The sequence below is a fragment of the Desulfovibrio sp. Fe33 genome (assembly GCF_028532725.1).
Classification (GTDB): domain Bacteria; phylum Desulfobacterota; class Desulfovibrionia; order Desulfovibrionales; family Desulfovibrionaceae; genus Pseudodesulfovibrio.
Genome location: NZ_JAQKGU010000005.1, coordinates 50037 through 64721, shown reverse-complemented (window position 1 = coordinate 64721; position 14685 = coordinate 50037). Strand labels below are relative to the sequence as shown.

Below are 14685 nucleotides of genomic sequence, written 5' to 3'. Positions count from 1 at the left end.
AACCCGCCGTCAAGAGCTCCATTTCATTTTTTGAGTCCCGGCGGCTTTAAGCCGGACATTTTCTTCGAAATGCCGGTCAGTTCTCATCCGGCAGGCTGCGGAGGAGGCGGAAAAGGGCGCGGGAATCCTTGGGAGCCTTGCCGTTCGCGTTTTCACGGCGCGCTCCGAGAGTCAGTTGCCGGAGTTTCTGGCCCTCGTCGGGGTGGTTGTCGAACAAGGTTTGGAGCAGGTCGTCGTCGCCGTCCACAAGGCGGTCCCGAAGGGATTCCACCCGTTTGAATTCGCTGGTTTTGACTGCGTGGCCGAGCTTGGCGGCCTCCACCAGTTCGCTGACGTGGGTAGTGTCGAACGTGCGCATGAGTTTGCCCACGTACTGCATGTGGCGGCGTTTGGCCTCATGTTTGGTCATGGTCTTGATAAGCAGCAGGGCCTTTTCCACTTCGGGCGGCAGGTCCGCTTCCTTGACCACTTTGTCGCCCAACGCCGCCAGATCGGCCCCGAGCTGTTGCAGGGCTGTCATGTCGCGCTTGAGCTGGGAACGGCTGGGGCGATCTTCGAACTCGTCGAATTCCTCGGGACGGTAGGTTGTTTTTTTCTTGCCCATCAATTTTTGAGCGGCGCGGCGGCCATATCGGTTTCAAGGTTTGCGAAAATGTTCCGGACGGCCAGGGTCATGGCTTGGACCAGGGCGTCGGGGGTGGGCGAAGACATCGGGATCCTCTCCTTGTACGACCCGGAGAAGACGATCGCGTTGTCCTGGGTGGACTCGTCCACCGCAAAGAACTGCATCTCGACCACGGCCGCCGGTTGGGCGGTGGAGTAATCGCCGTACAAAGCGTTGATAGTTCCCTCCAGGGTCAGTCCCGGCACGATCATGCTGCCCGGTTCGATGACATGCCTGAACAGGCCCGAAGCACTCAGCCAGCGGCGCAGTTCGGTGGTCAGCATGTTGGATGGGGGAACGAAGAACTTGTTGTAGAAGTCGGATTCGATGTGCCCTTCGGCCCCCCTGTAGACCAGCTCGCGGGTATTGTACAGGTCCGAGGCCGACAGGCGGCGGACAAGGAGGACGAAATCCTTCGGGGCGTCAACCCGTGGAGCGGTTCGAGCTGGGGATATCTGGTAGAACCGTCTGTCCAGGGGCTGGGCTCCTAGTTTGACGCAGGCGGACGCTGCCAGGGCCGCGATCAGCATGGCGGTGAGTATGGCGTATCGTTTCATGGCGAGCATCCTTTAATTGTTTTCGGGGTGGGGTTTGCTTGGCGGGGTGCCGAAAAGTATTCCGGATGGATATCTTTTGGCCTCGTCCGTGAGTTCCTTGACGTTCAGCATGATCTCCCTGGTGTCTTCGAGGATGGAGCTGATGTTTGTCTCCTGGGAAGCGACAACCCCGTTGAGGCGGTTGACCAGGGTGTGGACCTTGCCCACGGCGGCGGCCAGGTCCGCCGACGCCTGGGAGATGTTGTCCAGGGTGGGGGCGATATTGTCCATGGCTTCGCCCATGCGGGGGTCGGCCAGGGTTTTGCTCAGGTTTTGGGTGGCCAGTTTGAAGCTCGCTACGGCCTCTCTGGCTTCGGCGGCCGTCTGGATGATGTCGTCCGCCGACTCCTCGGTGATCCGGTCGACGTTCTTCAGGATCGAAGCCGTGTTTGGAATGATGGATTCGGCCGCAGGGTCGCCCAGGAGCTTGTCCGAGCGGGCCAGGATGCTCTCGGTGGATCGGAGGATGCCGAGGATTCGGGTGCCCGCTTCCTTGCCCCCTTCGGCCTTCATGAAGTCGTCGAGGGTGCCGACGATGGATTTGACGTCCTTGATGATGGATTCGATATCTTCCTGTTTGAGGCCGCTGACCGTCCTGCTGATGGTAGTGAACGCCTCCTCGATCCGGCTCAGCGTGGACGGCACGGACGGGACGTAGGCATATGTCGGCGTCCATTGGATGGGCAGGGGGGGATTGTTCTTCGGGTCTTCGTAGGTCGTGTTCAGAAAGAGCTGGCCGGTCAGGCCAAGGGAGGTGGCCCTGATACGCATTCCCCGTTTGGTTTCCCGTTCGATGTGGGCGTTGAATTCCTTCTCGGTCATTTCCTCGAAGAGTTCCGGGTTGATTTCGCAGCGAACATAGACGTAGCGCGCTTCGTGGGTATGGGGAAGGTCGTAGATGTTCGTCACGAAGTTGATCTCGGCCACGCGTCCAACCTGGACGCCGCGCAGCTTTACGGGGGAGCCTACGGACAATCCGTTGACGGATTCGTCGAAGTAGGTCTCCAGGGGATAGGCTGTTTGAAAATAGCGCCCGGCCCCGAGGATGATGACGATCGCCAGGAGCATTCCCGTGCCGAGGACGATGTAGAGTCCGAGCTTGAAGTAGTCTTTTTTGCGTACCATGGCCTACCCTTGGGCTGACGGTTGTCCTGTCGGATCGTGTTCGGGGACGCCGATGTTCGGCTGCCTGTGGAAAAAACGTTTGACAAACAGGTTGTCCGACGTGTCCCGCAATACGCGGGGATCGCCTTCGGCCACGATGGATTTGACCGCCTTGTCGAGCATGATAACCCGATCCGCTATTTTGTAAATACTGTCCAATTCGTGGGTGACGATGACGAAGGTGATGCCGAGATTTTTCGAAAGATCGAGGATCAAATCGTCCAGGGCCGCGCTGGAGATGGGGTCCAGGCCCGCTCCCGGCTCGTCCAGGAATAGGATGCCGGGATCGAGCGCCATGGCCCGGGCGATGGCGGCCCGTTTCTTCATGCCGCCCGACAGCGCCGAGGGCATTTTATAGGCCGCGTGCTCCATGTCCACCATGGCCAGTTTGGACAGGGCGATGAGCTCGATGGCCTCGGGCGGAAGGCCGGTGAATTCCTCCAGCGGGAGCATGACGTTCTGAAGCACGGACATGGACCCGAAAAGCGCGCCCATCTGATACATGACCCCGAATTTGCGCATGATGGCCCGGCGCGTGTCGTCCAGGGCGGAAGTCAGTTCGTCCTCTCCGAAATACACCTGTCCGGACATGGGCTCCAGCAGGCCGATCATGTTCTTGAGCAGGGTCGACTTGCCGCAGCCGGAGCCGCCGAGGATGATGAAGACTTCACCCTTGCGGATATCGAAGGTGACGTTGTCCACCACGACGTTGCCGCCGTAGCCGCAGGTCAGGTCGCGCACGCTTATGATCGGGGTTTCGTCAGCCATGCCGAATACCTATATGCCCAGGTAGTAAAATGCCACGGCGAAGAGCCCGTCGGCAAAGGCTATGAGGATGATGCCGGAGACCACGGCGCTGGTGGTGGACAGCCCCACGGCGCTGGCTCCGGAACGGGTCTGGATGCCGCGCAGGCAGCCAACGCCCGCCACCAGGAAGCTGAAGACCAGGGCCTTGGCCATGCCGCCCCAGAAATCGCCCATGCCGAGATAGGAGAAGACGCGCGAGGTGAACGTCACCAGAGGATAGCCCATGGAAAGCATGACCACCGCACCGCCCACCAGGCTGGCCAGGTTGAAGAACATGGTCATCAGCGGAACCATGAGAATTGTGGCGATGATCTTGGGAACCACCAGGAATCGCATGGGGGAGAGCCCCATGGTGGTCAGGGCGTCCAGCTCCTCGTTGATCTTCATTGTTCCGATTTCGGCGGCGAAGGCCGATCCGGAACGGGCCGCCAGGAGAATGGATGTGACCAGCGGCCCCATTTCGCGGAACATCACCAGGCCGAGCATGTTCGGCACGAATATTTCGCCCCCGAACCGTTGCAGGCTGATGGCGGACTGGAAGGACATGATGAGGCCCATGAGAAAGCCGATGAGTACGATGATGAACATGGACTGTACGCCCACGTTGATGCAGGCAAGGGCCACGTCCTTCCAGCGTACCTGGCGCGGGCGGACGATCACCTGGCCGAGCAGGGAGAAGGACTCGCCCACGAAGGCGATCATTTCGCGAGTGTTGCGCCAGATGTCGCCTGCGGAGGTCTCTTCGTCGTCCGCATCCCGTCGCTCGGCGTCGCCGTCCCTTCTCTCGGGCAGCGGAGTGTCCCAGGTGAGGGAGACCAGCCCCTTGTCCTCGTCGCTCAGGTTGGCGAGATCGATGGAGGCTTTTTTTTCGGCGCACAACTCCTTCAGCCTGAGGAGCAGGGCTACGCCCGAGCCGTCCATATAGGTCACGCCGCCGCAGTCGGCGGTCAGCCTGGCGAAATCCGCGGCGGCCGCGCTCTTGACCGTCTCGTTCCAGACCGAAGTCGTGCCTGCCGCATCCAGGCGGCCGGACAGGGCTATGGTCAGCCCGCCGTCCCGGCCTGCTATGGAGACTTGCGCGTCGATTCGGTTGTGATCTTTTGGGGTCGCCATGGGTTTTGTTCCCTGCTTGCGGTGAGGCCTTTGCCCAACCCTGTCTATTTGTAAGATTATCTGAGGATGCGGGAAAAGAAAAGCTGTATGTGCGGCCGCGTTCCCGGGCGCGGAAGACGCTTGACAGGATTGTGGAAGAATATTATTTCTTTATTCTATGAATAACAGAAAGATTGACAAATTGGATTTGGAGATTCTGAACATCCTTCAGGAAGACGGAAAGGTTTCCAACGCCGAAATTGCCCGGAAGGTCGGCAAGGCCCCTTCGGCCGTTTTGGAGCGCGTGCGCAAACTGAGGAAGAGCGGAATCATCAAAGGCTATGAATGCATTGTCAACCACAAAGCTCTGGGGCGGGGTCTGACGGCCTTCACATCCATTCGGGTGGAGGAAGGCGTGGGCGCTACCGAGGTCGGCGAGAAGCTGGCCGAGTTCCCCGAGGTTCTGGAGGTTCATTACACGGCAGGGCGGGATTCGTATTTGGTCAAGGTCCGGGTTGAGGATACCGAGGCGTTGCAGACGACGCTGGCCAAGTTCGGGACCATCGGGCCGGTCAGGGACACCAACTCGACCATCGTACTAACCACGGTCAAGGAGTCGAGAGTCATACCGTTGCCCCACGAAAACGACTAGACGCACAAGGAGTCAGCAATGTCCGCAACACCGACCTCCCTGGATCCGAGAGTTATAGCTCGGGGCAGGGAGTTTTTTTCGTCCATTTCCGGAGAATCTCCTTCGGTTTTCAATAAGGGCTGGTGGACCGGGAAGGTCATGGACTGGGCCATGAAAAACGAAGATTTCAAGGTCCAGATGTTCAGATTCGTTGATGTTCTTCCGTACCTGAACACATCGGACTCCCTGTCGCGCCATATCGAAGAATATTTCGCGGGCGAAGATTCCAACATTCCCGACGTGCTCAAATGGGGCGCCACCAAGACCAAGTTCGGCGGCGGGCTGGTGGCCAAGGTCCTGAACAAGACCATACGCTCGAACATCGAGTCCATGGCCCGCCAGTTCATTATCGGTCAGGAGGCCAGGGAGGCGGTCAAGGGCATCAAGAAGCTGCGCAAGGACGGTTTCGCCTTTGTCCTCGATCTGCTCGGCGAGGCCACCGTGTCCGAGGTGGAATCCGGCGCCTACCGCGACGGCTATTTGGAGGTCCTGGACGCCATCCATAAGGAATTGGACAAATGGAAGTCGCTCGACGCTTCCTCCGGCGACCTGGACTGGGGCCATGCGCCCAAGGTCAACGTGGCAGTCAAGCCGTCGGCCTTCTATTCCCAGTCCAAGCCCGTGGACCTGGAAGGCACCGTGGACGGCATGGTCCGCAGCATTGAGCCCGTCTACAGAAAGGTCATGGAGATGGGCGGGTTCATGTGCATCGACATGGAGCAGCTCAAGTACAAGGAAGCCACGGTCGAGCTCTACAAGCGGCTGCGGCTCAAGTACCCGAACTACCCGCATTTGGGCATCGTTTTCCAGGCCTATCTCAAGTCCGTGGACGAGGATGTGCGCCTGTTCATCGAGTGGGCGCGCGAGGTCGGCCTTCCCGTATCCATCCGGTTGGTCAAGGGCGCCTATTGGGATTACGAAACCGTGCTGGCCAAGCAGAATGATTGGCCTGTTCCGGTCTGGACCCATAAACCAGAGTCCGATATGGCGCATGAGCGGGTGTCCCGTTATATCCTCGAAAATCACGACATTTGTCATTTCGCCTGCGCTTCGCACAACATCCGGACCATCGCCGCGGTCATGGAGAACGCGGCGGAACTGAAGGTGCCCGAGGACCGCTACGAGTTCCAAGTGCTCTACGGCATGGCGGAACCCGTGCGCAAGGGGCTCAAGAACGTGGCCCGGCGCGTGCGTCTGTACTGCCCTTACGGCGACCTCCTTCCCGGCATGGCCTATCTGGTTCGGCGTCTGCTCGAAAACACGGCAAACGAATCTTTCCTCAAGCAGACCTTCGCCGACGAGGCGGACATGGAACGTCTGCTCGAAAATCCCTCGCAAACCCTGCGACGTCAGCTTGAGGGCAAGTGCAGGACCGACCGTGAGGAGGGAGAAGGCCTGCCCCGTTTCAGGAACTTTCCGCCCGCGGATTTCACGCTCCCGGAAGAGCGCGATGCATATCCCGCGTCCATCGCCAGACTCCGGGCCTCCATGGGCGGACAGGTGCCGCTCTTCATAAACGGGAGGGACGTGGTCACGGGCGACACGCTGGATTCCTACAACCCGGCCAATCCCTCGGAGATCATCGGTTCGGTCTGCCAGGCTGGCGTCGCCGAAGTGGACACCGCCGTGGAAATGGCCCGCGAGGCCTATTATACTTGGCGCGACGTCCCGCCCGAAGAGCGGGCGCAGGCCCTGCTCAGGGCCGCGGCGCATCTCAAGGCCAACGTGCACGAGATGGCCGCGCTCCAGGTCCTCGAGGTGGGCAAGCAGTGGGATCAGGCCCAGGCCGATGTGGGCGAGGCCATCGACTTCCTCGAATACTACGCCCGCGAGATGATCCGCCTGGGCAAGCCCCGCCGCATGGGGCGCGCTCCCGGCGAGATGAGCCATCTCTTTTATCAGGGCAAGGGTGTGGCCGCCGTCATCGCTCCGTGGAACTTCCCCATGGCCATTTCCGTGGGCATGGTTTCCGCCGCCATCGTCTGCGGCAACCCGGTGGTCTACAAACCCGCTGGTTCCTCGTCATGCGTGGGCCGCGCCCTTGTGGACATGTGGAAGGCCGCCGGTCTGCCCGACGGGGTCTTCAACTACTGCCCCGGTCGAGGCTCGGTCATGGGCGATCATCTGGTGGACCATCCCGATGTGGCGGTGATCGCCTTTACCGGCTCCATGGAAGTGGGACTGCGCATTCAGGAGCGCGCCGCCGTGGCCCGTCCCGGCCAACAGCAGTGCAAGCGGGTCATCGCCGAAATGGGCGGCAAGAACGCTATTATCGTCGATGATGACGCCGATCTCGACGAGGCCGTGCTCGGCGTGCTTTATTCCGCATTCGGCTTTCAGGGGCAGAAGTGCTCGGCCTGCTCCAGGGTCGTGGTCCTCGACGCCATCTACGACCGTTTCGTAAATCGTCTCGTCGAGGCAGCCAAGTCCGTCAAGCTCGGCCCGGCCGAGAACCCGGCCAACTACATGGGGCCTGTGGTGGACGAAGCCGCCCGGAAGAACGTCATGCGTTACGTCGGGATCGCGGAGGAAGAGGGCAGGGTGCTCATCAAGCGCGAAGTCTCCGACGACCTCAAGGCCACAGGCGGCTGCTACGTGCCGCTGACCATCGTGGGGGATATTACAAAGGAACACCGCATCGCCCAGGAAGAGGTCTTCGGCCCCGTGCTTTCGGTCATGCGGGCCGCCGACATGGACGAGGCGCTGGAAATCGCCAACTCCACCCGTTTCGCCCTGACCGGGGCCATCTACTCCCGCAGCCCGCACCATCTGGAACGCGCCTCCCGGGAATTCCGCGTGGGCAATCTGTATCTGAACAAGCCATCGGTGGGCGCGCTAGTGGAACGCCATGCATTCGGCGGCTTCATGATGTCCGGCGTGGGCTCCAAGTCGGGCGGGCCGGACTACCTGCTTCAGTTTATGGACCCGCGCCTGGTTTGCGAGAACACCATGCGTCGGGGCTTCGCCCCTATAGAAGAGGACGACGACTGGCTGAGCTAGCCGGTTTCGCCATTTGGAAGAGCAAGCCCTGCCCGGTTAACCGGGCAGGGCTTTTTTGGGGATTACTCCTTTAATTCACCGAAGAGGAAGATCAGGTGTTGAAAGCCGCTTCGCGGCGATAGTCGGGTAATTTCGCCTCCGGCGGGCAAGGGCTCACACCCTTGCATCCCCTGTATGCGCCTTCGGCGCGGGTTTTTCGGCTTCGCGGCGTCCTGCCGAGACGCCGGGAGTCGGGTTTAGAGATCATTTTTTTGTGTGATATCCCGATGGTTGCCGGTTTCATTTTCCATGACGCTTCCGCTTCCTTTATGTGCTTCGTCAATCATCTCCTTGCCAGGGGGCTGATGCGCGTCGCGCGTGCAAAAAGGTTCGCGACAGGGCAACTTTTTTCATTTTTTTTCTGTTCGGACGTTTTGGGGGCTTTGACTTTTTCAATGATATTATACCCCTTGATTGTGAAACTGAGTGTTTGCTCAGTTTCGCAGGTTTCTTTGACTTTGTGCCATTTTATCCAGTATTAAAGAAAAAACTGAGTGGACACTCGGTTGGATTGGGAAAAAAGGATCAAAGGCATGAAGAAGAAGGAAGCCATCCTCAAGGTCGCCACGTTCATGTTCGCTCACAAGGGGTTTGCGGACACGTCGGGGCAGGAGCTTGCCCGCCTCACCGGAGTGGCCGAGGGGACGATCTTCTATCACTTCAAGACGAAGGAAGGCTTGCTGCTCGCGATCCTCGAAAAGACCAGGGACGAGATAGTGGACCAGTTTGAACGGTTCTTCGAGAACAGGCCGTTCAAATCGGGTCTTGAGATGACGGAGGAGGTCGTTTCTTTCTATCTGTATCTGGCCGGTCTGCTGGAGGACAAGTTCCTGCTCCTTCACCGTCACTTTCTCTACCAGTACTCCGAGTCGAACCCGGAGTTCAGAGCGAACCTGGAAGATATCTACAATTGCCTCGTGGACATCTTCGAGAAGGCTATCGTGACGGGGCAGGAAGACGGCTCCATCGGCATGGAAATCAATCCCAGAAAATCGGCGCTCATTCTGTTTACGATGGCAGATGGTCTGGTTCGATTCAAAAACTACAACCTGTACGATGCGGGCGCGCTGTTCAACGAACTGATGCGCACATGCCGCAGGATGTTGCAGGCGTAATGCAAGGAAGAGGCTGAATGCTTTCACGGATAATCCCTTTCATCGGCTGGTTCAAAGGGTACAATATGGCGGCGCTCCGTGCCGACGCCATCGCGGGGCTGACCGTTGCCCTCGTGCTCATTCCCCAATCCATGGCCTATGCCCAGTTGGCGGGTATGCCCGCCTACTACGGCTTGTATGCGTCCTTTCTTCCCCCCCTGGTGGCGGCCCTGTTCGGCTCCAGCCGTCAGTTGGCCACCGGCCCGGTGGCCGTGGTTTCGCTCATGACGGCGGCATCCCTTGAGCCCCTGGCCACGGCCGGCAGCGAGGGATACATCGCCTACGCCATCCTGCTGGCCCTGATGGTCGGCATATTCCAGCTCCTGCTCGGCGTGCTCAAGCTCGGTCTGGTGGTCAACTTTCTGTCCCACCCCGTGGTCAACGGTTTCACCAACGCCGCGGCCATCATCATCGCTTCTTCCCAGCTTTCCAAGATGTTCGGCGTCTACGTGGACAAGGCGGACCATCATTATGAGACCATCATCCGCGTGGTCGAGAGCGCGGTGCATTACACCCACTGGCCTACGCTGGCCATGGGGGCGCTCGCTTTCGGCATCATGATCTTCCTCAAACGCGTCAATCCGAAGATCCCCAACGTCCTGGTGGCGGTCGTGGTGACCACGGCCCTTTCCTGGGGGCTGGGCTTCAATCACGACGTCAAGGCTCCGCTGGACGCCATCCGCGTTCCCGCCATGCACGACGCCATCAACGGTTTCAACACGGCTGTGGTCGGGATCGAGGATCTGGCCATGCAGCGAACCGCCCTGGGCAAGTCCATGAAGGAAGCCGAGAAAAGCGGGGACCCGGTCGGGATACTCGACATCCAGCACGATCAGAGCGTGGTCAACGTCAAGATGGCCCGCCTCAAGCTCCAGGCGCACGAACTGCGCGCCGGTTTGCGGGAGACCCTGCTTACCGGTGTTGAGCAGGCCGACGGCAGCCTGCTTTTCTTCGCCAAGGACGCGATTCCCGCGGGCATGACCTCGGACGGGCGCACTTGGCGGATCAAGGTCGGCAACGGCAGGCTCGACACTGCTTCCCTGAAGATGATGGGCGGCGGGGCCGTGGTCGGCTCGGTGCCTTCCGGCATTCCCTCCATCAGCGCGCCTTCCCTCGACCTGGAAGTCATGCTGCACCTGGTCCCGTTCGCGGCGATCATTTCTCTGCTCGGCTTCATGGAGGCCATCTCCATCGCCAAGGCCATGGCCGCCAAGACCGGACAGCGCCTGGACCCCAACCAGGAGCTTATCGGCCAGGGACTGGCCAATATTCTCGGCGCGTGCGGCAAGAGCTATCCGGCTTCGGGTTCCTTCTCGCGCTCGGCGGTCAATCTTCAGGCGGGCGCGGTCACCGGCATGTCCAGCGTGTTCACCTCGCTGATGGTCGTCGTCGCCCTGCTTTTCTTCACTCCGCTGCTCTACCATCTGCCCCAGGCCGTACTGGCCGCGGTCATCATGATGGCCGTCATCGGGCTCATCAACGCTTCGGGCTTCATCCATGCCTGGAAGGCCCAGTGGTATGACGGGGCCATCTCCATCCTGTCCTTCATTTGCACCTTGGCTTTCGCCCCGCATCTGGACAAGGGCATCATGGTCGGCGTCGTCCTTTCCCTGCTTGTCTTCCTGTACAAGTCCATGCGCCCCCGCGTCGCCACTCTGTCCCGTTCCGAGGACAAGTCCCTGCGCGACGCCACGGCCTTCGGTCTCAGGGAGTGCAGGCATATCGCCCTGGTTCGCTTCGACGGTCCGCTCTTCTTCGCCAACGCGAGTTTCCTTGAGGACCAGATCACCGAGCGGATGATGGGCAACGACAAGCTTCGGCATATCATTATCGTGGCCAACGGTATCAACGACATGGACGCCTCGGGCGAGGAAGCCTTGTCGCTGATCGTGGACCGGGTCCGGTCCAGCGGTCTCGATATCTCGTTGTGCGGGGTGAACGAGTCGGTCATGGCCGTGCTCGAACGCACCCACCTGCTGGAGAAGATCGGCAGGGACCACGTTTACGCCACCATGGAGAACGCCATCTGCGCCACGCACGAGAGTGCGCATCATGATGGCCAGGAAGATAACTGTCCTCTCACCACTGTTTGCCGCCTGGCCTAAGGCGAGAAAAGGGAGTCAATATGTCTGTCATTACCGTGTTCAACGGATTGTTCTGCGAGGCCGGAGTGGTGGTCAAGCGCGTTGTGGACGCCACGGACTGCCGCCTGGTCACCGACCAAGAGATCGTGGCCGACGCCTCCAAGCTGTCCGGCCTGGCCGAGGACCGCATCGCCCGGGCCTTCCAGGCCAAGGCTTCGGTCTTCAACGCCTTCAGTCACGAAAAGGAGCAGGCCATCGCCTGGATGCGCCTCGCCGTGGCGAAGCGGCTGGTCGCCGGAGAGAACCTCATCATTCCCGGGTTCGCTTCCCAGTTGCCCGATCCCGAGATCGGCCACATCCTCAAGGTTTGCCTTATTTCCGACATGAAGGCCCGCCTGGCCGTGGCAGAGCGTGAGGAAGGCTTCGCTGAGAAGCACGCCATGAAGCTCATCCGCAAGGATGACGAGGACCGCGCCGCCTGGGTCAAGGCCCTGCGGGAAGCCGACGACCCGTGGTCCGGCGTCCTCTACGATCTGGTTCTGCCCGTGGCCTCCACCGGCGTGGATCGTTCCGCCGACCTTATCGTCGAGCAGCTTTCCAACTCCGCGGTCAAGGTTACGGACCGTTCCCGCGCTGCCGTAAAGGATTTCCTGCTGGCCGCGCGGGTCGAAACCGTGCTCGCCAGGGAGGGACACAACGTCCAGGTGGGCGCGAGCAAGGGCACCATCACCCTGACCATCAACAAGCACGTGCTCCTGTTGGAGAAGCTGGAGCGCGAACTCAAGACCATCGTCTCCGATGTGGAAGGCGTCCTGGCCGTTGAGTGTCAGGTGGGCAAGGGATTCCACCAGACCGATATCTACCGCAAGATGGACTTCGAGGTGCCTTCCAAGGTCCTGTTGGTTGACGACGAGCGCGAGTTCGTCCAAACCCTGTCCGAACGCCTGATGATGCGTGACATGGGCTCGGCCGTGGTCTACGATGGCGAATCCGCCTTGAACCTGGTCCAAGAAGACGAACCCGAAGTCATGATCCTCGACCTGAAGATGCCCGGCATAGACGGCATCGAGGTTCTGCGTCGCGTCAAGCGTGAACATCCCGACATCGAGGTCATCATCCTGACCGGCCACGGTTCGGAGGATGATCGGAAGGTGTGCATGGAACTGGGCGCGTTCGCCTACCTGCACAAGCCCGTGGACATCGACGTCCTGAGCGAGACGCTCAAGGCGGCCAACGATAAGATTCGGGCTGGAAAGTAACCGTAAAAGCCGGGTGGCGTCATGGCATTGTTCGAGAAGATACGACCGCAGTTCTGGGATACGGACAGCGACGGCGGAGCAGGCAAGAGCCTCTTCGATTACCGGCGCATCTGGCGCTTCGCCATTATTTTACTGGCGCTGGTGGCTCTCATTCCCCTGATGGTTATGGCCTTCATCGACTATAACGTCACCCGGCATTCCCTGGAGTCGGAGAATCTGCTCCGCGCGGCCAGGACCACCTCCAACACCCGCCGGTCCGTGGCCTACTTCCTGGAGGAACGGTCCAAGGCGCTGGAGTTCCTGATTCAGAATCAGGGCATCGCTGCGCTGCGCGACAAGGAAAACCTGGCCAAGGTCATGTCCTCCCTGGAAAAGAGCTTCGGCGGGTTCGTGGATATCGGCGTGATCGATGCCAAGGGGCATCAGATCGCCTACATCGGTCCGTACGACCTGCTCGGCCGCGATTACAGCGGCCAGGAGGGGTTCGCCACCACCATGACCCACGGCACCTACATCAGCCGGGTCTTTCTCGGGTTCCGCGACGAGCCGCACCTGGTCATCTCGCGGAAGGTCAGGGACGATCGGACCGGGCAGGATTACATGCTTCGGGCCACTCTGGACACGGACCAGTTCAATTCCATTCTGACCTCCCTGGATTTGCCGGGCGGCGGAGACGCCTTCGCGGTGGACCGCAACGGCATCATCCAGACCCCGTCCAAGCAGCACGGCGCATTGCTGACCAAGGTGGACCTGACCATTCCCGGCTATTCCGAGAAGACCAGCGTGCAGCAGGTCCGGGGCGCGAACGGCGAAGAGTACACGGTCGGGTACGCCTATGTTCACGACACTCCGTTCATCGTTCTCGTGGTCAAACGCACCCGTGAGCTGATGAAGCCGTTGCAGACCATACGCATGGAGCTGCTCTGGATACTCATAACGAGCATCGCCGTGATCCTGCTGGTCATCGTGGGCGTGGCCACCCACATGGTCAACAAGATATACATCGCGGACCAGACCAGGGCGCGCACCCTGCATCGCATGGAGCACACCAACCGCATGGCCTCCATCGGGCGGCTGGCGGCGGGCGTGGCTCACGAGATCAACAACCCGCTGGCCATCATCAACGAGAAGGCCGGATTGATCCGCGACCTGTTTGTTTTCAAGCAGGAATACGCCCACGACGAGCGGCTGCTCGGAAACATCGACTCCATTCTCAGTTCCGTGGCCCGGTGCGGCAAGATCACCAAGCGGCTGCTCAGCTTCGCCCGGCACATCGACGTGGAGATGGACGAGATCGAGTTCAACGATCTCGCCAACGAGGTCATCGACTTCCTGCGCAAGGAGGCGGAATACCGTTCCATCTCCATCGAGATGGACGTGCCGGAAAACCTGCCTCCGTTCATCTCCGATCGGGGCAAGTTGCAGCAGATATTCCTTAATCTGGTGAACAACGCCTTCCAGGCCATGAACGACGGCGGCCATCTGTATATTTCCGCCCGGGACACGGCCTGCGACCATCTGATTTTTGTGGTGGAGGACGACGGATGCGGCATCCCGCAGTCTGACATCAAGCGCATCTTCGATCCGTTCTTCTCCACGAAGAAGAAGTCCGGGGGCACGGGGCTCGGCCTGTCCATCACCTATGGCCTGGTCCAGGAACTGGGCGGGACCATGACCGTTGAGAGCGAGGTGGGCAAGGGCACGACCTTCACCATCGTCATGCCTCTCAAGGGGGCCAAGCCCGAAGACAACAGGAAAGACAAGGCATAGCATGAAAGTACTTTTGGTAGACGACGAAGTGGAACTGGTTTCCGCCATGGCCGAGCGGCTCGGATTCCGCGGCCTGGAAGCGGACTGGACGGACAACGGCGAATCGGCTCTGGAGATGGCCGACGCCAACGATTACGACGTGGCTGTTCTGGACATGAAAATGCCCAGGTTGAGCGGCCTGGAGCTTATGGAGCGGATGGCCGCGAAACACCCCGGCATGAAGTTCATCTTCCTGTCCGGGCATGGCTCGGAATCGGATTTCAAGGCGGGCTGCGCGGCGGGCTGCAACTATCTCATCAAGCCCATTCAGCTCGAGGATCTCGTCGCCCTGATCCACAAGGCGACGGAGTAAGGACAAAGGAGTG

Annotated in this window: 12 protein-coding genes; 7 read left to right on the top strand and 5 right to left on the bottom strand. The window is 60.2% G+C overall.

Annotated elements, in window-relative coordinates:
• Window positions 1–76: 76 nt before the first annotated feature.
• Genes yjgA through PSN43_RS08425 form a run of 5 tightly spaced genes read right to left on the bottom strand, consistent with a single transcriptional unit; the run spans window position 77 to window position 4344 of the window.
• Window positions 77–604 (bottom strand): ribosome biogenesis factor YjgA, encoded by a 528-nt coding sequence (gene yjgA, locus PSN43_RS08445; protein WP_272700291.1) that lies wholly within the window; start codon window positions 602–604, stop codon window positions 77–79.
• Window positions 604–1221 carry an ABC-type transport auxiliary lipoprotein family protein gene (locus tag PSN43_RS08440; RefSeq protein ID WP_272700290.1) on the bottom strand — a complete coding sequence of 206 codons (618 nt, stop codon included), beginning with the start codon at window positions 1219–1221 and terminating at the stop codon, window positions 604–606. Before PSN43_RS08440 ends, yjgA begins: the two co-directional genes overlap by 1 nt.
• Before the next feature lie 12 nt (window positions 1222–1233).
• Window positions 1234–2385, bottom strand: coding sequence for an MlaD family protein (locus tag PSN43_RS08435; RefSeq protein WP_272700289.1), 1152 nt, complete (start codon window positions 2383–2385; stop codon window positions 1234–1236).
• A gap of 3 nt (window positions 2386–2388) precedes the next feature.
• Window positions 2389–3192 (bottom strand): ABC transporter ATP-binding protein, encoded by an 804-nt coding sequence (locus tag PSN43_RS08430; RefSeq protein ID WP_272700288.1) that lies wholly within the window; start codon window positions 3190–3192, stop codon window positions 2389–2391.
• A 9-nt stretch (window positions 3193–3201) separates the two neighbouring features.
• The gene (locus tag PSN43_RS08425) at window positions 3202–4344 is read right to left on the bottom strand and encodes an ABC transporter permease (protein WP_272700287.1); all 1143 of its coding nucleotides are present in this window, start codon (window positions 4342–4344) and stop codon (window positions 3202–3204) included.
• A 157-nt stretch (window positions 4345–4501) separates the two neighbouring features.
• Here PSN43_RS08425 and PSN43_RS08420 point away from each other — a divergent pair, with 157 nt between their 5' ends.
• The 7 genes from PSN43_RS08420 to PSN43_RS08390 all read left to right on the top strand — a co-directional run bounded on the left by PSN43_RS08420 (window position 4502) and on the right by PSN43_RS08390 (window position 14672).
• On the top strand, window positions 4502–4975 hold the full coding sequence (locus PSN43_RS08420; protein ID WP_272700286.1) for an Lrp/AsnC family transcriptional regulator: 474 nt from the start codon (window positions 4502–4504) through the stop codon (window positions 4973–4975).
• A gap of 18 nt (window positions 4976–4993) precedes the next feature.
• The gene (locus PSN43_RS08415) at window positions 4994–8014 is read left to right on the top strand and encodes a proline dehydrogenase family protein (protein WP_272700285.1); all 3021 of its coding nucleotides are present in this window, start codon (window positions 4994–4996) and stop codon (window positions 8012–8014) included.
• Window positions 8015–8586: 572 nt separating this feature from the next.
• Window positions 8587–9168 carry a TetR/AcrR family transcriptional regulator gene (locus tag PSN43_RS08410; RefSeq protein ID WP_272700284.1) on the top strand — a complete coding sequence of 194 codons (582 nt, stop codon included), beginning with the start codon at window positions 8587–8589 and terminating at the stop codon, window positions 9166–9168.
• A 17-nt stretch (window positions 9169–9185) separates the two neighbouring features.
• Window positions 9186–11312, top strand: a complete 2127-nt coding sequence (locus tag PSN43_RS08405; RefSeq protein WP_272700283.1) for a SulP family inorganic anion transporter — start codon at window positions 9186–9188, stop codon at window positions 11310–11312.
• A 20-nt stretch (window positions 11313–11332) separates the two neighbouring features.
• Window positions 11333–12550 (top strand): response regulator, encoded by a 1218-nt coding sequence (locus tag PSN43_RS08400; RefSeq protein WP_272700282.1) that lies wholly within the window; start codon window positions 11333–11335, stop codon window positions 12548–12550.
• Window positions 12551–12571: 21 nt separating this feature from the next.
• Window positions 12572–14320 (top strand): sensor histidine kinase, encoded by a 1749-nt coding sequence (locus tag PSN43_RS08395; RefSeq protein WP_272700281.1) that lies wholly within the window; start codon window positions 12572–12574, stop codon window positions 14318–14320.
• Window position 14321: 1 nt separating this feature from the next.
• On the top strand, window positions 14322–14672 hold the full coding sequence (locus tag PSN43_RS08390) for a response regulator (RefSeq protein ID WP_272700280.1): 351 nt from the start codon (window positions 14322–14324) through the stop codon (window positions 14670–14672).
• Window positions 14673–14685: the final 13 nt, after the last annotated feature.